General features: G+C 74.7%; 19 protein-coding genes. 11 read left to right on the top strand and 8 right to left on the bottom strand.

Going from position 1 to position 22,033, the window contains the following annotated elements; all coding sequences use genetic code 11:
* Positions 1-130 precede the first annotated feature (130 nt).
* Positions 131-565, top strand: a complete 435-nt coding sequence (locus ACZ7OU_RS30500; protein ID WP_470257844.1) for an SRPBCC family protein — start codon at positions 131-133, stop codon at positions 563-565.
* Between the two features lie 19 nt (positions 566-584).
* Here ACZ7OU_RS30500 and ACZ7OU_RS30495 read toward each other — a convergent pair whose 3' ends face one another.
* Complete coding sequence (locus ACZ7OU_RS30495; RefSeq protein WP_470243876.1) at positions 585-1,454, bottom strand: MerR family transcriptional regulator; 870 nt, start codon at positions 1,452-1,454, stop codon at positions 585-587.
* 739 nt (positions 1,455-2,193) lie between these two features.
* On the opposite strand from ACZ7OU_RS30495, the gene ACZ7OU_RS30490 reads away from it, so the two are divergent.
* Positions 2,194-2,574 carry an STAS domain-containing protein gene (locus tag ACZ7OU_RS30490; RefSeq protein ID WP_470257843.1) on the top strand — a complete coding sequence of 127 codons (381 nt, stop codon included), beginning with the start codon at positions 2,194-2,196 and terminating at the stop codon, positions 2,572-2,574.
* 57 nt (positions 2,575-2,631) lie between these two features.
* Here the strand turns inward: ACZ7OU_RS30490 and ACZ7OU_RS30485 are convergent, their stop codons facing one another.
* Positions 2,632-4,089 (bottom strand): BTAD domain-containing putative transcriptional regulator, encoded by a 1,458-nt coding sequence (locus ACZ7OU_RS30485; protein ID WP_470257842.1) that lies wholly within the window; start codon positions 4,087-4,089, stop codon positions 2,632-2,634.
* A gap of 20 nt (positions 4,090-4,109) precedes the next feature.
* A complete protein-coding gene (locus ACZ7OU_RS30480) occupies positions 4,110-5,276 on the bottom strand; it encodes a sensor histidine kinase (protein ID WP_470257841.1) in 1,167 nt (388 codons plus the stop codon).
* A gap of 744 nt (positions 5,277-6,020) precedes the next feature.
* Between ACZ7OU_RS30480 and ACZ7OU_RS30475 the strand changes: the two genes are divergently transcribed.
* The 4 genes from ACZ7OU_RS30475 to glgC all read left to right on the top strand — a co-directional run bounded on the left by ACZ7OU_RS30475 (position 6,021) and on the right by glgC (position 11,692).
* Positions 6,021-7,511 carry a choice-of-anchor A family protein gene (locus ACZ7OU_RS30475; RefSeq protein WP_470257840.1) on the top strand — a complete coding sequence of 497 codons (1,491 nt, stop codon included), beginning with the start codon at positions 6,021-6,023 and terminating at the stop codon, positions 7,509-7,511.
* Positions 7,512-7,633: 122 nt separating this feature from the next.
* On the top strand, positions 7,634-9,229 hold the full coding sequence (locus ACZ7OU_RS30470; RefSeq protein WP_470257839.1) for a glycosyltransferase family protein: 1,596 nt from the start codon (positions 7,634-7,636) through the stop codon (positions 9,227-9,229).
* A 94-nt stretch (positions 9,230-9,323) separates the two neighbouring features.
* On the top strand, positions 9,324-10,478 hold the full coding sequence (gene glgA / locus ACZ7OU_RS30465; RefSeq protein WP_470243871.1) for a glycogen synthase: 1,155 nt from the start codon (positions 9,324-9,326) through the stop codon (positions 10,476-10,478).
* The gene (glgC, locus tag ACZ7OU_RS30460; RefSeq protein ID WP_470243870.1) at positions 10,475-11,692 is read left to right on the top strand and encodes a glucose-1-phosphate adenylyltransferase; all 1,218 of its coding nucleotides are present in this window, start codon (positions 10,475-10,477) and stop codon (positions 11,690-11,692) included. Before glgA ends, glgC begins: the two co-directional genes overlap by 4 nt.
* A gap of 15 nt (positions 11,693-11,707) precedes the next feature.
* Here glgC and ACZ7OU_RS30455 read toward each other — a convergent pair whose 3' ends face one another.
* Positions 11,708-11,839: a hypothetical protein gene (locus ACZ7OU_RS30455; RefSeq protein WP_470243869.1), complete on the bottom strand. Its 132-nt coding sequence runs from the start codon at positions 11,837-11,839 to the stop codon at positions 11,708-11,710.
* 429 nt (positions 11,840-12,268) lie between these two features.
* Between ACZ7OU_RS30455 and ACZ7OU_RS30450 the strand changes: the two genes are divergently transcribed.
* A complete protein-coding gene (locus tag ACZ7OU_RS30450) occupies positions 12,269-13,306 on the top strand; it encodes an NADPH:quinone reductase (RefSeq protein WP_470257838.1) in 1,038 nt (345 codons plus the stop codon).
* Here ACZ7OU_RS30450 and ACZ7OU_RS30445 read toward each other — a convergent pair.
* On the bottom strand, positions 13,290-14,114 hold the full coding sequence (locus tag ACZ7OU_RS30445; protein ID WP_470257837.1) for an NAD(P)-dependent oxidoreductase: 825 nt from the start codon (positions 14,112-14,114) through the stop codon (positions 13,290-13,292). The two genes, ACZ7OU_RS30450 and ACZ7OU_RS30445, sit on opposite strands and share 17 nt — an antisense overlap.
* A 37-nt stretch (positions 14,115-14,151) precedes the next feature.
* On the bottom strand, positions 14,152-16,899 hold the full coding sequence (locus tag ACZ7OU_RS30440) for an AfsR/SARP family transcriptional regulator (protein ID WP_470257836.1): 2,748 nt from the start codon (positions 16,897-16,899) through the stop codon (positions 14,152-14,154).
* A 116-nt stretch (positions 16,900-17,015) separates the two neighbouring features.
* On the opposite strand from ACZ7OU_RS30440, the gene ACZ7OU_RS30435 reads away from it, so the two are divergent.
* Positions 17,016-17,495, top strand: coding sequence for a hypothetical protein (locus ACZ7OU_RS30435; protein ID WP_470257835.1), 480 nt, complete (start codon positions 17,016-17,018; stop codon positions 17,493-17,495).
* 54 nt (positions 17,496-17,549) lie between these two features.
* On the opposite strand, the gene ACZ7OU_RS30430 is transcribed toward ACZ7OU_RS30435, so the two are convergent.
* A complete protein-coding gene (locus ACZ7OU_RS30430; protein ID WP_470257834.1) occupies positions 17,550-18,503 on the bottom strand; it encodes an alpha/beta hydrolase in 954 nt (317 codons plus the stop codon).
* A gap of 104 nt (positions 18,504-18,607) precedes the next feature.
* Between ACZ7OU_RS30430 and ACZ7OU_RS30425 the strand changes: the two genes are divergently transcribed.
* Complete coding sequence (locus ACZ7OU_RS30425; protein WP_470257833.1) at positions 18,608-19,630, top strand: helix-turn-helix domain-containing protein; 1,023 nt, start codon at positions 18,608-18,610, stop codon at positions 19,628-19,630.
* Here the strand turns inward: ACZ7OU_RS30425 and ACZ7OU_RS30420 are convergent.
* Positions 19,623-20,582: a TIGR01777 family oxidoreductase gene (locus ACZ7OU_RS30420; RefSeq protein WP_470257832.1), complete on the bottom strand. Its 960-nt coding sequence runs from the start codon at positions 20,580-20,582 to the stop codon at positions 19,623-19,625. The two genes, ACZ7OU_RS30425 and ACZ7OU_RS30420, sit on opposite strands and share 8 nt — an antisense overlap.
* Before the next feature lie 99 nt (positions 20,583-20,681).
* Between ACZ7OU_RS30420 and ACZ7OU_RS30415 the strand changes: the two genes are divergently transcribed.
* Together ACZ7OU_RS30415 and ACZ7OU_RS30410 are read left to right on the top strand one after the other, a co-directional pair.
* A complete protein-coding gene (locus ACZ7OU_RS30415) occupies positions 20,682-21,545 on the top strand; it encodes a universal stress protein (RefSeq protein WP_470257831.1) in 864 nt (287 codons plus the stop codon).
* A 60-nt stretch (positions 21,546-21,605) separates the two neighbouring features.
* Positions 21,606-22,010 carry a hypothetical protein gene (locus tag ACZ7OU_RS30410; RefSeq protein WP_470257830.1) on the top strand — a complete coding sequence of 135 codons (405 nt, stop codon included), beginning with the start codon at positions 21,606-21,608 and terminating at the stop codon, positions 22,008-22,010.
* Positions 22,011-22,033 lie beyond the last annotated feature (23 nt).

Below are 22,033 nucleotides of genomic sequence, written 5' to 3'. Positions count from 1 at the left end.
GTCAAGAAGACAAGGCAGACAAGAATTCGGAAAACATGACATCGATGTCGGTGCGTGGTTCACCGTGCCCCGGTGAGCGGTGCCCGTTACGGTTGCAGCGACCGCGCAACGAACCACTCCGGGAGGTCCGATGGTCCAGGTCGAACGCACCGTCACGGTGCGGACGCCGGTCGCGCGCGTCGCGGAGTACCTCGCGGACTTCGCGCACACCGAGGACTGGGACCCCGGCACGGTGTCGTGCACCCGCACCGGCGACGGCCCCATCACGGTCGGCGCCGAGTGGCACAACGTCTCGGAGTTCCGCGGCCGCCGGACCGAGCTGGACTACCACCTGACCCGGCGCGAGGCCGGCCGCGTGACGTTCGTCGGCGAGAACAAGACGGCGACCTCGACCGACGACTTCGGCCTGTCGGCGGGCCCGGACGGGACGACGGTCCGTTACCGCGCCACGATCGTGTTCCACGGATGGGCGAAACTGGCGAGCCCGTTGCTGAAGCGGGAGTTCGAACGGCTCGGGGACGCGGTGGTGCCGGAGTTGAAGCGGGTGCTCGAAGGGCTGAGCTGAGTTCGGTTTCGGCTCCTCGCTACGCCTCGGCGTACCCCACTGCCAGCTCGACCGCCGACGCCAGGTCGTCGACCCGGGCGAAGCCGCGGTCGCCCAGGTGCCGCCAGCCGGGGCCGGCCGTGCCCACCACGCGGCCGAGGTCGCGCACGCGGGCGGCGAGCAGGTCGTCGGCCGTCGGGGCCGCCAGTGACCACAGCAGCACCAGCACCGGGTCGAGGCGCTCGGCGAGGTCGGCGACCGTCTCGGCCGGCACGAGCTGACCGAGGTAGGCGACCGGGACCCCGGCCTCGGCCAGCGTCGCGCGCAGGGCCTCCATCGGCAGGGAGTGCCGCTCGGCCGGGCAGCAGGCCAGCAGCACCGGCCGGCCCGGGACGGCCGCCGGGAAGCCGCGGCTGAACCGCTCGTACGCCAGCGAGATCTCCGTCGTCAGCGCCCATTCCGACGCGAAGCAGACGTCGCCGCGCTGCCAGCGGTCGCCCAGGCCGCGCAGGACCGGAGCGAGGACGTCGGTCCAGGCGGCGGCCGGGCCGAGGGTGCCGAGGGTTTCGTCGAGCAGTCCCGCGATCGACGCGGACCGCAGCTCGTCGGCGGCGTCCTCGAGCTCGCGCATCCGGCGGGCGGCCGGTACCTCTGGCGGTTCGGCGGCCGAGTCCCCGAACGCCGCGGCGGCAGCTTCCCGCACCGGCATCCCGCGCGCGACGAGCCGCTGCATGTGCTGCAGCCTGCGGACGTCGGCGTCGGAGTAGCGGCGGTGCCGTCCGGTGGTCGAGGCCGACGGGCCGATCCCGTAGCGCGCGCTCCAGCTGCGCAGGGTCACCGGCGAGACGCCGAGCAGCTCGGCCACCTTGCCCGGCGCCCAAGCACCCGTCTGGACGTTCTTCGGTTCCACCGTTCCCCTTCACCTCGCTCGCGGCAGCTTAGCGACGGCCAGGCCACCTGACCGGCTGGGACAGGCGGCTCCGCCCCGCCGCGGCGATCACCGGACCGCCCGGCGAAGATCCACAGGCGACGGCCGGCCCCCGAACTCCGGCGCGCCGCAACCGAAGCCACGTTCGGTGGCCCTCCGTTCACCGACCCGGACGCGGCGCTCGGGGCGGGTCGTCGGTCGCGCCTCGACCAGTCGAGAACGACCCCCACGCGGCGCTCGCGGCGAAGTCGCCGATCGTGCCGATGCCGTGCGGCTGGCCGTCCGGCCGGGCGAGACCGACCAGCACGCGGCGCTCGCGGCAAGGTCGCCGATCGCGCCGATGCCCGTCCGGCTGGTCGCGCCGATGCTGTCCGGCTGACGGTCCCGCTGGTCGTGCCGCTGTCCGCCGGCCGGCAGTCCCAATTGAGGCGGGAACGGCGGCCACGGGGAACGCGGCGGCGGGGCGTCGGCCTGCCGCGTCCCCCTCGGCGCCGCCCGGCGCCGGGGATCCGGCCCGCGTCAGCCGGATCCGGACGGCCGCGGGGTGTGGCAACCCGCCACGGCCTGCCCAGTCGTGGGGCGGAAGGGGTGCTGCCAGGCCAAGCTATACCCGTGCGCAACGCTTGCGCATCGCTATCCCTCGGATGCCGGAGCGATTCGCCCCACTCGGGCGAGTGAACCCCGGCCGTGCTGGGTACCTGCCCGGGCAGGAGGAACGCCGATGACCGAAAACCGCATCCTGCCCCGCTTCGCGACGACGACCACCGAGGGGGTCGTGACCGTCCGCTGCACCGGCGACCTCGACCTGGCCGCGGAGCCCCGGCTCCGCGACGCACTGCTGGGCCCGTTCCGCGGCGGAGCGACGGCGGTCATCGCCGACCTGACCGGGACGACCTTCTGCGACTCGACGGTGTTCAGCGTCTTGGTCGAGTCGTACCGCGAGGCCCTGGCGCACGAGATTCCGTACGCCATCGCGGCGGCCCGGATCGCGGTCGCACGGCCCCTGGCCATCCTCGGACTGGACCGGGTGCTGCCGCTGCACACCGAAGTCGCCGAGGCGCACGCGGCGGTCACCGCGACGTCGGCCAGTCGCGTCTCCTAGCCCGGGAAGTCCGGGTCCACCGCGGCGCCTCCCCTGGTCCGACGCGGTCGGCGTCGCCTAACCCGGGAAGTCCGGGCGCAGCCCGTCACCGAGCACCGCCCGATGGATGCGCCGCAACTCCTCGCCCGGCTCGACACCCAGGTCCGCGGCCAGCCGGTCGCGGATTCGGCCGTACGCCGCGATCGCCTCGCCGCGGCGGCCCGTCGCCTGCAACGCCCGCATCAGCAGCGCCGCCAACGGCTCGCGCAAGGGCTCCAAAGCCAGTACCGCGGACAGCTCGTCGGCCGTCTCCGCGTACCGGCCCAGCCGCAGCTGCAACCTTGCCTTATGCGCCCAGAGCGTGCTCCTACGCTCGGTCAGCCGTAGCCGCTGGCCGTCCGCGAAGGGGCCCGGCAGACCGGACAGCGGCTCTCCGTGGAACAGCCCGAGCGCCGTCGAACACGATGATGCCGCCGCAGCCAGGTCGCCTGCCTCCTCCGCCGCGCCCGCGTCCGCCGTCAGCTCGGCCAGGCGGGCCGTGTCGATGCGGACGCCGTCGCCGTCGAAGCGGTAGCCGCCGCGGGTGCGGCCGATCACCGAGTCCGGGGTCCGCTCGCCCGGCGCGCGCAGGCACTTGCGCAGCCGGTGGACGTACACCGGCAGCACCCGGCCTCCGGTGCCCGGCGGCTCCAGCCCCCAGACGCCGTCGAGCAGCTCGCTCTGGCTGACCGTGACGCCGGGACGCAGCACCAGCGCCGCCAGCAACGCCTGCTGGCGCACCGGCCCCAGGTCCAGCGGGCTGCCGCCGCGCCACGCGCGCAACGGCCCCAGCACCGAGAACCTCAGCCCCGGTACCGGAATCGGCTCGGCGAGGGCGGGCCGCACCGGCGCGTCGTCCACAATGGACACTCGCGGGCTGACGATGCCGTGGTCGAACGCGTAGACCACCGCGGCGGCGCGGTCGCGCAGGCCCAGCTTGGCGAAGATCCGGCTCAGGTGGCTCTTCACCGTCAGCTCGGAGACGACCAGCGCGCCGGAGATCTCGGCGTTGCTCAGCCCGCGCCCGGCCGCCCGCAGCACGTCCAGCTCGCGCGGCGTCAGCAGTCCCGGCGGCGGGCCCGCGGGGTCGCCGGCGGGTGCGCGCCGGTAGGTCGTGAGGACGCGGGCGGTCACCGCCGCGTCGAGCCAGGCGTCGCCCGCGGCGACCGCCCGGACGGCACGGATGAGGTCCTCCGCCGGCGAATCCTTGAGGATGTAGCCGACCGCGCCGGCGCGCAGCGCGCCCGCCAGCAGCTCGTCGTCGTCGAAGGTGGTCAGGGCCAGCACGGGCGGCCGGCCGCCGAGCCGCCGCGTCGCCTCGATCCCGTCGACGTGCTTCATCCGCAGGTCCATCACGACGACGTCGGCTTCGGCGGCGGCCAGTGCCGCGGGCACGTCCGCGCCGTCGCCGCACTCCCCCACGATGACGAACCCGTCGCGGCGGCGCAGGATCCGCCGCAGCCCGGAGCGCACGAGCTCCTGGTCGTCGACGAGCATGACCCGGACCTCGCCCGCCGTCACGGCGCGCCGTCCGCGGGCACGCCGACCGTGACGACCCAGTCCGCGCCGTCCGGTCCGGCGGTCAGCTCGGCACCCAGCTGGCCGGCCCGCGCGGCCATGCCCTTGAGGCCCGAGCCGCCGGTGCCGGGCGGACCGCCGGCGGGCAGCCGGTTGCGGACGACCAGCCGCGCTTCGGCCGGGCCGACGTCGAGCCGCAGCCGGGCCGGCGCGCCGCCGCCGTGCTTGGCGATGTTGGCCAGCGACTCCTGCGCGATGCGGTAGAGCCCGAGCCCGGCCAGGTCCGGCACGGTGGCCAGGTCGCCCTCCTGCTCGTACTCCACCGCGAGCCCGGCGGCGCGGGTGCGCTCGACCAGCGCGGCGATGTCGCGGGCGCCGGGCAACGGGCGGGTCCCGGCCGGCGCCTCGGCGAGCAGCCCGACGGTCCGGCGGATGTCGGCCATCGCGGTCCGCCCGACGCGCTCGGCCTCGGCGAGCCCTTCGAGCGCCTCCTCGACGTCGCGGTCCTGCTGCAGGGCGTGCCGGGTGCCGGTCAGGTGCAGCAGCGTGATGCTCAGCGAGTGGGCGACGACGTCGTGCACCTCGCGGGCGATCCGCTGCCGTTCGGCGAGGACGGCCTGGTCGCGCCCGGCGTCCCGGGCGGCCCGTTCGGCGGCCAGCGCGCGCACGTACCAGCGGAGCATGAACCCGGCGGCCAGGCCGAGCAGCACGGCGGCGACGTAGACCGGGAACCCGACCAGCCCGACCCGGGCCGCGGCGACGCTCAGCGTCGCGACGCTCGCGGCGGCGACGCCGAACGCGACCACCGGCCGGGCGATCGCGGCCGTCTCGGCGGCCAGCACCACCAGCACGACCGGCGCGAAGTCCGGCACGACCGGCTCAGCCAGCAGGATCCCGACGGCGCCGAGCACGGTCAGCGCCTTGAGCCACGGCGGCGCGAGCAGTCCGGTGACGGCCCAGCCGAGCGCGGTCACGACGGCGAGCAGCCCGGCCAGGGCGATCGGTGCCGGCGGCGTCAGCGCCCCTCGTTGCGCCACCGCCGCCACCGCCAGCACCACCCCGAAGGCGGTCACGGCGACCGGAACCCACCACGGCAACGCAACCCCGGCGCGGCCGAGGCTCGTCTCCAGGCGGGCCCGGAGCCCGTTCACCACCCTCGCCCCCACTCCGACAGCCTAGGAAGGGGGCGGTGCGGGCGCATCCCGCCCCGGGAGGAAGTCGCGGTCATCCGGATTTCATCGGCCCAGGTCCGTCCACTGTGGCCGGGCGCTCCGCGGAGGCGGGTGGGTGGCGACGGGAGGTGCGGGCCGGGCGGCTGGCGTGGCCGGTGGCCGGGGCCGGACGGCTGGCGTGGTCAGGGGCGGGCGGCTGCTGTCTCCGGCGGCCAGGGGCCGGGCACCGGCCATGGCCGACGGCCAGGGACGGGGCGGCTGCCGCGGCCGACGGCCCACGGGCGAGCGGCTGCCGTCGCCGGGGCCAGAGGCCGGCAGCTGCCATGGCCGATGGCCAGGGGCCGGGCGGCTGCCATGGCCGATAGCCAGGGGCCGGGCGGCTGCCGTGGCTGGTGGTCAGGCGCGGCGGCTGTGGCCACTGGCCGGTGGTCAGGGCGGGCAGCTGCCTTGGCCGGTAGCCAGGGGGCAGGCGACTGCTGCGGCCGGTGGTTAGGACCGGGCGACTGCCGCGGCCGGCGGCCAAAGACCGGGCGGCAGCCACAGCCGGCGGCCAAGGGCCGGGCGGCTGCTGTGGCCGGTGGTCAAGAACGGGCCGTGACCGGGGCCGCGGGCTGCGGTGCCGGGCGGTTGCACCTCCGGAACGCCGGCGGGCCCTCGATCGGGTGGCTAGGCGGGCGGTCGGCGTGACCGGCCGCTAGCGTCCGGACTGACGAGTCCACAGTGGACAGGGGAGGTCCCGTGCGTGCGACCCATGCCGCCTTCGCGGCGCTGGCGGCCTGTGGGCTCGTGATGCTCTCGGTGCCGGTCCTGCGGTCCGCGCACGCCGATCCGCTGCCCGGTGGTCTCGGGCCGTGCGTGCCCGGTTCGTGCCCCGATCCCTTCCCGCCGGTCGGGAATGGGCCGTTCGCTGGGCGTGACAACGCTGTCAACCTGTTCGTCGGGGGCAGCATGCGGGTCACCGGGAGCGCCGCCGAGGCCGAAGGCCGGGTGGTCGTCGGTGGTGGCTTCACGCTGCGGAAGACGTCCGGTTCGGCGATCTACAACGTCGGGGTCGCCGGGGTCGGCTCCCGCGTTCCGCCGCCGGACGGTGCCGACTACCTTACCGTCGGCGGGGATCTGACGGTCGCCGAGCGGCAGCGGCTCGATGCCGTCGGCGACTCGGCCGGTGGGGTGGTCCGCCACGCCGGGACGGTCAGCGGCACCGTCATCGGGAAGCTCGTCCACGACGCCGCCGCGATGAAGCCGTACGCCGGGCTGCGGGAGCGGCTCACCACCGCGAGCGAGTGCTACGCGCGGGCCGCCGCCACCGGGACCGTGCAGAACCAGAACCACCAGACGCTCTTCACCGGCGACGGGAAGTCGGCGCTGCAGGTCTTCATCGTCACCCAGGACATCGCCGGGCCGGGCGGCGGCACGCAGGGCATCGCGTTCACCGGCATCCCCGCCGGCGCGACCGTGCTGGTCAACCTCACCGGCGCGGCTCGGACGATCAACACCTACAGCGGCGGCCTCGACGACAACGACCCGCTCAACCGCCTGCGCCCCCGCCTGCTCTGGAACTTCCCGGACGCGACGGCGGTCCACCTCATCGGCAGCGGCAGCTTCCAGGGCAGCGTGCTGGCCGGCAACCCCGCCGGGACGACGACCGTGACGCTGCCCGGCACCAACGGCCGCTTCTTCACGGCGGGCAGCCTCGTGCACGGCGCGAGCACCGGGCCGGGCAGCGGCCAGGAGTTCCACGCGTACCCGTTCGTCGGCGACCTGCCCTCGTGCGACGACAAGCCCGAACCGACCACGACGAAACCGACGACGACCACCACCGCCGGCACGAGCACGACGCGCACCTCCACCACGCCGACCACGACCGGGCCGGCGACAACGACATCGCCGACCAGCACGAACACCACCACCGGGCCGACGACCTCGACCACCACGACCGAGCCGTCCACGACCACCTCATCCGACACGAGCACCCCGGCCACCACGACGCCGGCCACGTCGACCACCACGAGCCCGTCCAGCACGAGCACCACGACAACGCCATCGACAACCCCATCGACCTCGACCACCACGACGTCACCCACCCCGGCCCCCGCGCCGACCACCCCGGGCAACGGCAACCTCCCGGACACCGGCGTCGACCTCGGCCCGATCCTCGGCCTCGGCGCCCTGCTCCTGACCGGCGGAATCGCGCTGGTCCTGGTCACCGTCCGGCGACGGACACGTTGATCACCCGTCCACAGTGGAGTCACACTGCGGGCCCGCCCGGGCCGTGTCACCATCGGGTGAAGCCGGCGGACGTGACGCGGGCGTAGCACCCCGGTAACGCGTCGTCGTTACCGTGCCGGGCCATGGCAGTCGGACAGCGGGCGACGGTTCCGCGAGGGGAACAAGTGCTGGCGGAAACGCAAACGGAAACCGAAACCGACGCGGAACGGACGACCGCGGACCACCGGAACGCAGCAGGCCGGTGGCTGCCGGTCTTAGGGGCGGTGCTGGGCGCCGCCCTCTTCCTCGTCGTCCGCGGCAGCCTGACCGACGACGGCTACATCACCCTCGCCTACGCGAAGAACCTCGCCCTGCACGGTGAGTGGGGCCTGATCCCCGGCTCGCCGGCGAACTCCGCGACCTCGCCGCTGAACGTCCTGCTCCTCGGCGCGCTGACCGTCGTGACGCGGATCTCCGGCGACGCGCACCCGGTCATCGCGCTCGGGATCCTCACCACCCTGTGCGGCGGCGTACTCGGCTGGGCGTGGCAGCGCCTGAGCCGCACCCTGGCCCTGCCGCTCGCCGCCGGCGTCCTCGGCGTCACCCTCGTGCTGCTCAACCCCTTCGTGCTGTCGGCGATCGGGCTGGAGGTCCTGCTGATCCCGGCGGTGCTGCTGGTGCTCACCGTCTTCGCGACCGAAGGCCGGCCGCTGCTGTTCGGCGTGACCGCCGGGCTCACCGTCCTCACCCGGCTCGACCTCGTGGTCTTCGTCCTGGTGATCGCGGTGAGCACGCCCGCAATCCGCCGCCGGCTGCTGCCCGCCGCCGGGTGGGCGGTGCTGACGGCCGCGCCGTGGTTCGCCGTCAGCTGGTTCGTCTTCGGGTCGTTCGTGCCGGACACGCTGGTGATCAAGCAGGCGCAGGGCGGCCTGTTCGCGCCGTGGACCTTCAGCACCGGGCCGGTCATGTACTACACCGGCCAGCCGTTCACCGTGCTCGTCACGTTCCTCCCGGCGGCGCTCGGCGTGGTCGCGCTGGCCGGGTGGGCCGCCGCGCGGTTCGGGGTCCGGTGGCCGGAGTTCCCCGCACTCGGTCCGGTCGCGGCGCTGGCCGCAGGCGGGGTCCTCTACTACGTCGCGTATGCGTTCCTCGGGGTCGGGCCGTTCCACTGGTACTACGTGGCCCCGGTGACCGCGACGAGCGCGTTCGCCGTCGCCGCGTTCGGCGTCTGGTCCGCGCAGGCGCGCGAACGCCCGGCGCTGCGGCGCGGGCCCCCGGCGGTCGCGCTCGGCCTGACCGGTGTCCTGGTGCTGGCCGGCGCCGGGGTCGACGCCGCGCAGGGCGTGCCGTGGAAGTCGCCGGTGATCTTCGGGAACTGGGCCAGCTCGACCGACTACGCCCGCGTCGGGAAGGAACTCGGCGCCCGGCTCGCCGGGGCGAGCGTCGCCAGTCCCGGCGAGATCGGCACCCTCGCCTACTACTGCGAGTGCGCGATCCTCGACGAGTTCTCCGACCGCGGCCAGGCGGTCTCGATCGTCGACCAGCGGATCGCCAAGGCGGGCCCGCTGATGAGCCTGGCGCTGCGGGTCAACTACCACTGGCTGGACCGCTCGGTCGCGCCGCGCAAGCCGGACTACCGGCTGCTTTACGCCACGGGCCCGGCGACCGGACCGGACAGCTGGCAGGTCTGGTCGGCGGCGAAGGGCGTCGGTCACTTCACCCTCGTCCGCGAGCGGTGATCACCGCGCTCATCTGAGCAGTGACCGAAAACTCCGAAGATTCCCCTGGACGCCAGACTGCGCCACAGGCCGGTGAGGCCATAGGGTTCCGGTCATGAAGGTCGGCCTGCTCACCCGGGAATACCCGCCGGAGGTCTACGGCGGCGCCGGGGTTCACGTGGAGTTCCTCGCCCGGGAGTTGCGGCCGCTGGTCGATCTCGACGTCCACTGCTGGGGCGCGGACCGCCCCGACGCCACCGGGCACACGGATCCGCACGGGTACCGCCAGCCCGCGTTCACGACCATGGACATCGCGGTGTCGATGGCGAACGCCCTCGAAGGCCACGACCTCGCGCACAGCCACACCTGGTACGCGAACCTGGCCGGGCACCTGGCGAAGATGACGCACGGCATCCCGCACGTCGTCACCGCGCACTCGCTGGAACCGCTGCGTCCGTGGAAGGCCGAGCAGCTCGGCGGCGGCTACCGCGTCTCGTCGTGGATCGAGCGCGAGGCCTACGAGGCCGCGGACGCGATCGTCGCGGTCAGCGGCGGCATGCGCCGCGACGTCCTCGCCGCGTACCCGGCGGTGCCGCCCGAGCGCGTCCACGTGATCCACAACGGCATCGACACCACCCTGTACCGCCCCGATCCCGGCACCGACGCGCTGGTGAAGCACGGCGTCGACCCCGATCGGCCCTACGTCCTGTTCGTCGGCCGGATCACCCGGCAGAAGGGCGTCCCGCACCTGGTCCGCGCGGCCGCGTCGCTCGACCCGGGCACCCAGCTGGTGCTGTGCGCCGGCGGCGCGGACACCCCCGAGCTCGACGCCGAGTTCCGCGGGCTGGTCGCCGAGCTGGAGAAGACGCGCACCGGCGTCCGCTGGATCCCGGAGATGCTGCCGCGCCCCGAGGTCGTGCAGCTGCTCACCCACGCCACGGTGTTCGCCTGCCCGTCGGTCTACGAGCCGCTGGGCATCGTGAACCTCGAGGCGATGGCGTGCGGCACGCCGGTGGTGGCCAGCGACGTCGGCGGCATCCCGGAGGTCGTCGACGACGGCCGGACCGGGCTGCTCGTGCACTACGACGAGCAGGACGCGCGCGGGTTCGAAGCGAGCCTGGCCGCCGCGCTGAACGAGGTGGTGGGTTCCCCGGACCGGGCCGCCGCGATGGGTACGGCCGGCCGCGAGCGCGCGGTCGGCGAGTTCGGCTGGAAGGCGATCGCCGAGCGGACGGTCGCCCTCTACGAAGCGTGCGGGAGGTCGTCGTGAACACTGGAGCGGACGTGCTGGGCATCGTGCTCGCGGGCGGCGAGGGCAAACGGCTGATGCCGCTCACCGCCGACCGCGCCAAACCCGCCGTGCCCTTCGGCGGTGTGCACCGGCTGGTCGACTTCGTGCTGTCGAACCTGGTGCACGGCGGGTTCCGGCGGCTGTGCGTGCTGACGCAGTACAAGTCGCACTCGCTCGACCGGCACATCTCGACGACGTGGCGCCTCTCGGCACTGACCGGCGAGTACGTCACGCCGGTGCCGGCGCAGCAGCGGCTGGGCCCGCGCTGGTACCAGGGCAGCGCCGACGCCATCCACCAGAGCCTCAACCTGGTCTACGACGAGGACCCCGAGTACATCGCGGTGTTCGGCGCGGACAACATCTACCGGATGGACCCCCGGCAGATGCTGGAGGCCCACATCTCTTCGGGCGCCGGCGTGACGGTGGCCGGGATCCGCGTCCCGCGGGCGGAGGCGAGCTCGTTCGGCGTCATCCGGACCACCGACGGGCTGATGATCGACGCGTTCATGGAGAAGCCCGCCGACCCGCCGGGGCTGCCGGACTCCCCCGAGGAGTCGTACGTGTCGATGGGCAACTACATCTTCACGACGAAGGTGATGCTGGAGGCGCTGCACGCCGACGCCGAGAACGCGGCCTCGCACCACGACATGGGCCGCGACATCATCCCGGCGCTGGTCAAGTCGGGCGAAGCGGCGGTCTACAACTTCAACGGCAACGCCGTGCCCGGCGAGACCGAGCGCGACCACGGCTACTGGCGCGACGTCGGGACCATCGACAGCTACTACGACGCGCACACCGACCTGATCTCGACGCACCCGATCTTCAACCTCTACAACCGGAAGTGGCCGATCCTGGCCCACCCCGGCCAGCGGGCGGCGGCGAAGTTCGTCGAGGGCGGCTCGGCCAACCAGTCGATCGTCAGCAACGGCTGCATCATCTCGGGCGCGCAGGTCGTGGACTCGGTGCTCTCGCCGGACGTGCTCGTGGAGCAGGGCGCGGTGGTCCAAGGCTCGGTGCTGCTGGACGGCGCCCGCGTCGGCCGCGGCGCGGTGGTGCGCCGCGCCATCCTCGACAAGAACGTCGTGGTGCCGCCGGGCGCGCACATCGGGGTCGACCTGGCCCGGGACCGGGGGCACTACCACGTCAGCGAGGGCGGGATCGTCGTGCTCGGCAAGGGGGAACGCGCGATCTGAGGGTGCCGGCGGCGGTCAGGACCCGGCGATCGCCGCCAAGCGCTCGACCACCTGGCGCGGGTCGATGCCCCAGCGCTCGGCCAGCTCCGAGATCGTCGCGCCGGCCGCGTGTTCGGCGGCGATCATGCTGTTCACGACCCCGGCCACGCCTCACTCCTCAACCGCAGATGCACGTGCAGCCGACATGCTACATGTTCACTGCGGACGTCGAACAAACTGCCTCAGGACGGTCTCCGGCCCGGGCAGCCCCCACGATTCAGCGTTCCGATTTCTCCGGCTCCCCCGGTGGATTCTTCGTAGTGGCCCGTGCGCGCGTGGCACTGAACACCGCGTCGAAGATCGGTGTCGGTTCTCCGTCGTCGCGCTTCGGCCGTTCGTCCCCCGGGCCGCGCTTTTCCTCTCCCACGCGCCCAGTTTCTGCGACGGCGGTCGTTTTCGCTCGGGCAGCACCGAAAATCGCCCGGCCGGGGGATCACCCGCGTGGCGCGCCTTTTCCGGCCGCCGACGCGGAAAAGCACCGCGGATTCATTTCCGGACGCGGGGAATAACCCCGGGTGGCGTGCGATTGCACCCGGCATGAAAGCAGTCGTCTACCGCCGCCACGGCGGACCCGAGGTGCTGTCGGTGTCGGAGCGGGCCGTCGCGGACCCGGGTCCCGGCGAGGTGCGCGTCCGGATCGTCGTGTCCGCGGTCAACCCCACCGACTGGAAGGCCCGGCTCGGCCGCGGCGCGGAAGCCGGGACCGAAACGCCCGACACGGTGCCCAACCAGGACGGCGCCGGCGTCGTCGACGCGGTCGGCCCGGACGTCACCGGGCTCGCTCCCGGCGACCGCGTGTGGCTGATCCTCGCGGGCACCCACGGCCCGGCGGCGGGCACCGCGCAGGAGTACACCGTGCTCCCGGCGGCGCAGGTCGTCCCCCTGCCCGACGGCACCGGCTTCGACGAGGGCGCCGGGTTCGGCGTCCCGGGGCTGACCGCGCACCGGGCGCTGACCGTCGCCGAGGACGGGCCCGCCCGGCTCGCTCCCGGCTCGCTCGCCGGCCGGACGGTGCTGGTCAGCGGCGGCGCCGGCGCGGTCGGCAACGCCACGATCCAGCTCGGCCGCTGGGCCGGGGCGACGATCGTCGCGACCGTCAGCAGCGACGAGAAGGCCGCGCTCGCCCGCGCGGCCGGCGCCCAGCACGTGCTGCGCTACCCCGACCCGGACCTCGCGACCCGGATCCGCGAGGTCGCCCCGGACGGCGTCGACCTCGTCGTCGAGGTCGCGGCCGGGGTCAACTCCAGGCTGCACACCGAGGTCCTGCGCCCGCGCGGCACGGTCGCGATCTACGGCGACGACCGCGGCACCGGGACGGTCAGCCTCGACTTCGGGGCGAACCTGTGGCTCAACACCCGGTACCAGTTCCTGGTGCTCTACACGGTGGGGGCGGACAAGCTCCGCGCCGGCGCCGAGGACGTCACGGCGGCCTTCGCCGACGGCGCGCTGCGGCTCGGCGAGGACCGCGGCGTGCCGGTCCACCGCTTCCCGCTCGAAGACACCGCGAAGGCCCACATCGCGTCCGAGGAAGGCGCGACCGGGAAGGTGCTCATCGACGTCACCCCGGCGGGGTGACCAGCGCCTGAAGGAGGTCGTCGAGGGCGACGCCGTCGTCGTCGCGGTGGTCGCGCCAGCGGGCGAACAGCGCTCCGGCGGCCGCCACGAGGGCCGGTGAGAGCCCGGCGTCGGCGCTCGCTTCGGCGATCTCGGCCATTTCGCCTTCCCACCGCCAAGCGCGCTGCCCGGCGGAGGTGATCCCGGCGGGCGCGCCCAGCGGGGTGTGCGGCAGGACCTCGGCGGCGAGCTCCCGCAGCTCGCCGCCGACGCCGTGGCGCTCCGCGAGGGCGTGGGACTGCGCGGCCAGCGCGAAGGTGAGCTTGTTGTAGGAGGCGAAGGCCAGCTTGAGGGCCGAGGCCTTGCCGACGGGACCGTCCAGCGCGACGGGCTCGAGACGGGTGCCGGCGAACAGACCTTCCAGCCGCGTGACGGCGGCCGCGGGCCCGGACAGGTAGAGCCGGGTGGTCCCGGCCGTCCGCGGTGGCGGGCCGACGATCCCGCCGTCGACGACGGTCGCCTTGTCCAGGATCCGCGTGATTTCGGTGGCGTGCCGGGGACTGATGGCGTTGGCGTCGAGGTAGACGCCTTCGAAGCCGGCCACCGACCTGGCGACGTCGAGCGCGGCCGCGGGCGGGCAGACGCTGACGATCACGTCGCAGCCGGCGAGGTCGCCGGCTTCGGTGAGCCCGGCGTCTTCGGCACGGCGGCGCGTCGCCGGCCCGCGACCGGCGGGGAGCCAGTGAACCGGGGTCCCCCGGGCGGTGAGCACCGCGCCGACGGCGGCGCCCATGGCTCCGGGGTGCAGCAACCCGACGGAAGTGGTCATGCTCCCTTCCTACCCGTCGTGAGTGAGAAACAGTGTTCTAACCCTGTTTCCCACTCACGACCAGCCGTGGCAGACCCATTTCGTCGTGCAGTGCCTGGCCCGCCCGCAGCAGCCGCCGGGCCTCGGTGTGCTCCTCCAGCGCCGCGTGCGCCGACCCGAGGCCGAACAGTGCCCGCGCCTCCTGCGCGCGGTAGCCGATGCGGCGCGACGTCGTCAGGGCCGTGGTATGCGACGCCAGTGCCGCCGCCGGGTCGCCGAGCGCCTGGGCCGCCGCGCCGAGGCTGTTCGTAGCCATGGCCAGCAGCAGCGGGTGGTTGAGCCGCGCCAGGATCGTGCACGCCCGCTCGGCGTGCTCGTGCGCCCGCTCCGGGCACGCGGTCACCAGCAGCACCTCCGCGCAGTCGATGCGGCTCCACGCCTCGCCGAACGCATAGCCCCGCTCGACCGCGTCGCGCACCGCCTGCTCCGCCACGTCGAGGGCTTCGGCGGGCCGGTCGAGCCGGGCGAGCACCAGGGCCTGCTGGGCCGCGGCCAGGATCGCGCCGTCCCCGTCACCGAGCTCGTCGCGGATCGCCCGGGCGCGCGACGCCGACACCCACGCCTCCTCGAACGACCCGAGTACCTCCTGGGCGTTGCTGAGGTTGGCCCAGACCAGGCCGGCGACGGCGTGGCTGCCCGTCTCGCGGGCCAGCACCAATGCCTGCCGGTACAGCCGGACCGCGTCGGGGTAGCGGCCGAGCATGCCGTGCACCGCGCCCAGCCGGGCGAGGGCCGCGGCTTCGGCCGCGCGGTCGCCGGACCCGCGGACCAGGCGCAACCGCTCCTCGGTGGTGGCCGCCGCCTCGGCGAGCCGTCCGGTTTCCCAGTGCGCGATCGTGAGGTTCGCCAGGCTCAGCTGCCGCGCGTGCGGGTCGCCCAGCCGGTCGGCGGCCCGGACCCCGGCGCGGGCCAGCGCCGTCAGCTCGTCGCGGTGCCCCTGTTCGCGCAGGGCGGCCACCGCGCGGTCGGCGATGCGCCAGGCGTGGTCGTCACGGCCGCCGAGCGCGGTGACGGCGACGAGGTTGGCGCGTTCGGCGGCGAACGAGAACTCGCCGTCGCGGTAGTGGTCCAGCAGCCGGTCCAGTGCCGCCGCGGCCTCACCGGGTTCTGCTACTTCCCGCGCGTGTTCGGCGAGCAGATCGTGGAACCCGTAGCGGTCCGGGGCCGGCTGCCGGAGCAGGTGGACGTCGAGCAGGTCCTCCAGCAGCCGCTCGGCCTCGGCGACGCCGGTGCCGTACAGCGCGGCCGCCGCGGGGACCGCGAAGTCGCCGCCCGGGTGGCACCCCAGCACCCGGAACATCCGCCGTTGCGGCGGCGTGAGGTCCCGGTAGGACAGGGCGAACGCCGCCGCGACGTCCCGGCCGCCCGCGCGCAGCTCCCCCAGCCGTCGTCGTTCGGAGCCGAGGCGCGCCGCCAGGTCGTCCACCGTCCACAGTGGACGTGCTTGGAGCCGGGCGGCGGCGATCCGCAGCGCCAGCGGCAGATACCCGCACAGCCGGGCGATCCCGGCGCCGGACCGGCCGCCCGCCGCGGCGGTGAACAGCGCCTCGGCCTCGGGCGGCGGCAGCACGTCCAGGCACAGCGCGACCGCGCCGTCGACCTCGGCGACCCGCCGCCGTCCGGTCACCAGGACCCCGACGCCGCGGTCGCCGGGCAGCAACGGCACGACCTGCGCGGCGTCCGCGGCGTTGTCGAGGACGACCAGCAGGCGGCGCCCGGCGACACGGGAACGCCAGAGCGCGGCGCGTTCGTCGAGCCCGTCCGGCTGGCGGCTCGCCGGGACGCCGGTCTGCAGCAGCAGGGCCACGAGCGCGGCTTCGGGCGGGAGCGGGTCCCGCGCCGGGGTGTGGCCGTGCAGGTCCACGAACAGCTGCCCGTCCGGGAACTCCCCGGCGGCCCGGTGCGCGACGCGGACCGCGAACGCCGTCTTCCCGACCCCGGCCATCCCGTCGACCACCACCGGCTGCCCGGCCCGCAACGCCTCGAGCGCGCGGGCGACCTCCGTCGCGCGGCCGGTGAAGTCCGGGACGTCGTAGGGCAGGAAGCAGCGGCCGGGCTCCTCGTGCAGGAGCTGCTCGTAGAGGGTGCGCAGCGACGCGCCCGGCGAGACCCCGAGGTCCTCGGCCAGCCGCCGCTTCGCGCGCTGGTAGGCGGTGAGCGCGTCGGCCCGCCGCCCCGCCCGGTGCAGCGCCCGCATGAGCAGCCCGACCAGGCCTTCGCGCAGCGGGTGCTCGGCGACCAGCGCGGTCAGCTCCGCGACGGCGTCACCGTCGGGGCCGTCGTCGATCTCGGCGGCCAGGCACCGCTCAAGCACGGCCAGCCGCCGCTCCGCCAGACGCTCGGCGTCCGGGCGCAGCGCGGCGCTGTCCACCCCGGCCAGCGCCGGACCCCGCCAGCACGCCAGGGCCTCCCGGTACTCGCCGCGCGCCGCGTGCTCCTCGAACGCGCCGAGGTCGGACGCGCCCGGCCGCAGCGTGAACCCGGGCCCGTCGGCGGTGAGGACACCGGGGGTGGCGCCGGCCGCGACGAGCGTGCGGCGCAGGGCGGTGGTGAGGTTGCGGACCTGCCGCACCGCCGTCGCCGGCGGCTCGCCGTCCCAGACGACGTCGACCAGGCGCGCCACCGGCACCACCCGGCCGGCGCCGAGCAGCAGCGCCGCCAGGATGCGTTCCTGCCGCGGCCCGGACGGGCCGATCGGCCGGCCGTCGACGAGCACTCGCACCGGACCCAGGACGCGGAACTCCATGGCTCACCCCGCGAGCGAGGCTAACGGCCCCCCGGGCGGCGCCGGTGCGGAAGTGATGCAGCTGTGATGCGCCGTCCCGGCAGCCTTCCGGCCGGACCACGAAGAAGGGAAACCAGATGCGCAGGTGGGCTTACGCGGCGTTGGGGACGGCACTGGCCGCGGCGGCGGTCGCCGTCCCGGTCACGGCTTCGGCCGGGGAAGCGGGCGGGCAGGGTGGGCAAGACTGCCGGCGGGCGTTCGACCACGCGGTGTGGGAGGACATGGACAGCTACAACAAGCGCGACGCCGCCCGCTACCGCGCGATCATCCACCGCGACATGGTCACGGTGGGCCGCCGGGGCAACCTCTACCTCGGCTACGACGCGAACGTGAACCCGGTGCTGGAGCAGTTCAAGGTGCCGTACGAGTACTCGATGCCGTGGACGGTGGTGCACACCGTCGTCGAGAACTGCCAGATGGGTTTCGCGATCCTCGACGCGCACTACCTCGAGCCGTCCCACGGCATCGACCGGCACTACACGATCAGCCTGACCCTGGTGCGCGACCACGGCCGGTGGCAGGTCGTCAAGGACACGGTCACCGACGTCGTGCCCTGACCGGGGGTGGGACGGCGCGCCGCACTCAGCGGCGCGCCGTCTCGGGGCCCTGAGTCAGCTCAGCCGCAGCCCGCGGCGCAGCGCGTCGACCTCGTCGGCGAACATCCGGCGGGAGATCGCCGCCGTCTCGACCATCGACGAGCCGTGGAACGTGCCCGGGTAGTGACGCAGCTCGGTCGCCACGCCCGCGTGCGCGAGACGTTGCGCGTACTGGATTCCTTCGTCCCGCAGCGGGTCGAACTGGCACGTCGTGACGAACGCCGGCGGCAGGCCGGCCAGGTCCGTCGCCCGGGAAGGTGCTGCGTACGGCGAAACGTCGTCGCCGCCGGGTTCCGTGCCGAGGTAGCTGGTCCAGCTGTACACCGCGTTCGGCTGGTTCCACAGCGGCGTGTCGGTGTAGGCGCGCATCGACGGCGTGTCCAGGCGGTCGTCCAGCTCCGGGATGCCGAGGTACTGGAAGCACAGCGCCGGGCCGCCGCGGTCGCGGGCCAGCAGCGCCACCGCCGCCGAGAGGCCGCCGCCCGCGCTTTCGCCGCCCACCGCGAGCCGGGCCGGGTCGATGCCCAGCTCGGCCGCCTTGGCCTCGACCCACTGCAGGGCCGCGTAGCAGTCCTCGACCGGCGCCGGGAACGGGTGCTCGGGCGCCAGCCGGTAGTCCACCGACACGATCACGATGCCGAGCTCGTCGACCAGCCGCAGCAGCGACGCGTGGAACATGTCGAGGTCGCCGAGGACGAACCCGCCGCCGTGGATGTAGAGCAGGCCGGGCACCGCGCCGGTGCGGTTCGCCGGGGAGTAGACGCGCACCGGGACGTCCGGCGCGTCCGACGGCCCCGGCACGGCCGTGTCGCGGACGTCGACCGGGTTCACCGGCTCGTAGGCCGGCAGGACCTCGCCCAGCTGCCCCATCGAGGAGCGCGCGGCGACCAGTGCCTCGTAGTCGGTCAGGGTCACGGCCGGGAGCATGTCCAGCCAGGGCAGCAGCTCGGGATCGATCGCGTAGGTCATGACCTGATCTTCGGCCGCCCGGGGCTCTTCCGGCCACCGCCACGCGGCGGGCGTTGCCGGGCCGGAGCTCGCCATCCGGCGGCGGGCGCGCCTATCGTGGCGGCATGAAGGGGCTGCTGCTGCGGCTGTCCGGGCTCGACGCCGACGCCGAGAACGCCGTGCGGGTGATCGGGTTCTTCGACCGCCTGATCACCGGGCGCGCCGGCCTGGACGCGCTGGTGCGCAGCACGGCCGAGCTCGCCGGCTGCCGCGTCGGCGTGCACGCGCCCGGCCAAGGGCTGTCGCTGCGCGCGGACCCGGGCGAGGACGTCGTCACCCCGGGGACGGCTCTCGCGGGCGCGGCCGTCCGCCGGCTCGAGGGCGGCGTCGAGGTGTGGGTGGCCCGCGCCGGCCCGCCGCTCCCGCTCGACGACATGCTCCTCGAACGGTTCGCGATCGCCACCGCGATCCTGCTCGAGCAGAGTGGCGTGCCCCGGCCCGAGCTGGGCGACCCCGCGCTGGTCGAGCTGGTGCTGTCCGAGGACGCCGGGACGGCCGAGCGGTCGCGGGCCCTGCACCTGCTGGGGATCTCGCCGGCGGCCCGGCTGCGCGTGCTGGCCGGCACCGGCGTCGACGGGCTCGCCGGGCGTTCGGCGCAGCTGGGCGGGGTGCGCGCGATCCTCGCGGACGCCGTGGCCGGCCCGGTTCCGGACGGCGGCCGGGCGGGGATCGGCCCGGAGCTGCCGGCCATCGACGCGGCCCGCTCCTGGGCCGCGGCCCGGACGGCGCTGCGCTTCACCTCGGGCACCGAGCCGGTGGTGTGGTGGGACCGGCTCGGCAGCCTCGCCACGCTCGCGGGCAAGCTCGCCGCGCCGGATCTGGCCGAGCTGCCCGACGTGCGCGCACTCGACCGGCTGGCGGCCGAAGCCCACGGCGACGACACGCTGGCCGCCCTCGACGCCCTGTGCGCGACCGGCTCGGCCCGCAAGGCCGCGGCGGTCCTGCACCGCCACCACAGCACGATGCCCGCCCGCCTGTCCCGCGCCGAAGCCGTGCTGGGTTTCGAGGTCGACTCCCCCGCGGGCCGGTTCCGGCTGCACCTGGCGCTGATGCTGAGAAGGCTGCGGGACAACAGCGACCTCAGCTGACCGTCCTCAGTGGACGATCGAGCAGGTCCGCCGCCGCGGCGGGCCAGGACGGGTGGTCGAAGGCGAACCCCGCGTCGAGCAGCCGGCCCGGCACCACGCGGCGGCTCTTCAGCAGCAGCTCCGTGTCCGACCGCAGCACGAACGCCCCGATCTCCGCCATCCACCGCGTCGCCGGCAGCCCGAACGGGACGCCCGCCGCCGTGCGCAGGGCGCGCAGGAAGTCCCGTGACGGCAGGGGTTCCGGGGCCGCCAGGTTGACCGGCCCGCGCACGTCGTCCCGCGCGACGAGGAAGTCGATCGCGCGGACCAGGTCGTCCTCGTGGATCCACGACAGGTACTGCGCGCCGCCCGCGACCGGGCCGCCCAGGCCCAGCCGGGCGAGCCGCAGCAGCATCGCGAACGCGCCGCCGGGCTCCGGGCTCATCACCATCGCCGTCCGCAGCGCCACCTTGCGGGTGCGCGGGGTGGCCGCCACCTCCTGCTCGCGCTCCCACGCGCGGGCGAGGTCGACGCTGTAGGCCCAGTACGCGGGCACCCCGGGCTCGCCGCCGCCGAGCACGCCGGTCGTTTCGTCGTTCGGGGCGTCGTACCGGTGCGCGTAGATCGTCGCCGTGCTCATCTGCAGCCAGACCCGCGGCGGCCGCGCGGCGCGCTCGATCGCGCCGCCGACGACCCGCGCCGAGTCGATCCGCGAGTTCCACATCTCCCGCAGGTTCGCCTGGGTGTAGCGGCAGTTCACCGACCGGCCGGCCAGGTTGAGCACGACGTCGCCGCCGTCGATCTCCGCCGTCCACGGCCCCGCCGCGCGCCCGTCCCAGCGGACGTGGCGCACCCCCGGTTCCGGCGGCGCGTCCCGCCGGGTGAGCACGACGACCTCGTCCCCGCGGTCGACCAGCTTCCGGCTCAGCACCCGGCCCAGGTGCCCGGTGCCACCCGGTATCACGATCTTCATGAAGCCCCCTCATCGGCCCGCCCGAAGACCACGGTACCGAAAGAGTTGAACACGTTCAAATAGGGGTGGGTGCCCGCCGGGCGGGCATAGAGTCGGCGGATGACCGCTGCAGCCGCGCCGCCGATCGTCACCGGGGTGGACGGGTCGGCCGAGTCCCTGGACGCCGTCCGCTGGGCCGCGCGGACCGCCGGCCTGCGGGACGCGCCCCTGGAGATCGTGCACGCCCTCGACGTCCCGGCCCTGCTCGCGGGCGGGGTCGTGCCGCCGCCCGAGGAGATGGTCGACGCGCTGCGCGCCCGCGGCCGGCGAGCGCTGCGGATCGCGCGGGAACTGGCCGCCGCGCAAGGCGTTCCCGGCGCGACGACCCGGCTCGACCCCGACCGCGCCGCCCAGGCGCTGATCGGTGCTTCCCGGGCGGCCGCCCTGCTCGTCGTCGGCTCCGCCGGGCACGGCAGGCTGACCAGCCTCCTCGCGGGCTCGGTGGCCGCGGCGGTCGGGACGCACGCGCGCTGCGACACCGTCGTCGTCCGCGGGGACAGCTGGGACGAGCCCGGCGCGGGAGACCGCCCGGTCGTCACCGGCATCGACGGCAGCGAAGCCGGTTCTCGCGTGCTCGCGGCGGCGCTCGCCGAAGCCCGCGTCCGCCGCGCACCGTTGGTGGTGCTGCACGCCTGGACCGACGTCCCGCCGCCGCGGCAGGACCCGCGGTGCGTCACCGACGCCGGGCGCCGGCTGCTCGGCGAACGGATCGGCGACCACGACCTCGGCGACGTCGCGGTCGACCAGGTCGTCGTCCACGCCCACCCCCGGCGGGAGCTGATCGAGCGCAGCGGGGCCGCCCAGCTGGTCGTCCTCGGCGACCGCGGCCGCGGCGGCTTCCCCGGGCTGCTGCTCGGCTCCACCGGCCAGGCGCTGCTGCACCACGCGGCGTGCCCGGTCCTGCTCGTCCGCACCGCCGGATAAAGGGGAAGCGGGACGGAAGCGGCTTCCGGCAAGATGGCGGCGACCGAGAGCGAGGATCAGATGAAGACAGTGGTGCGAGCCGGGCTGGTCGCGATGCTGGCCACGGCGGCGCTCGCCGTCCCGGCCCAGGCGCAGACCATCAAGCAGGTCACGAGCATCTGCCGTGCGGGGGCGTTCAGCGGGACGTTCACCCTGCGGTACGACACCTCCGGCGGCTTCCACCACCCGCTCGGCTCGTACACCACGTCGGGTCCGTACATCGGCGACGTGGGCACCCAGTCGCTGAAGATCTCCTACCAGGACGGGCTGGGCACGCACACGGTCTACACCCGGGTCGGCCCGGCGAGCAACGGCACCACGTCGCTGCCGGCGGGGCTCGCGATCCCGGCCACCGCGCGCGCCACGGCGTCGACGACGTTCGACAGCGGGGCGGTGTCCTGCGTCGCGACGGTGCCGATCACGTAGGCGCCCGGCGACGAATCGTCCGC

Source organism: Amycolatopsis sp. NPDC114505, assembly GCF_055633615.1.
This window is presented reverse-complemented; position numbering and strand designations above follow the sequence as displayed.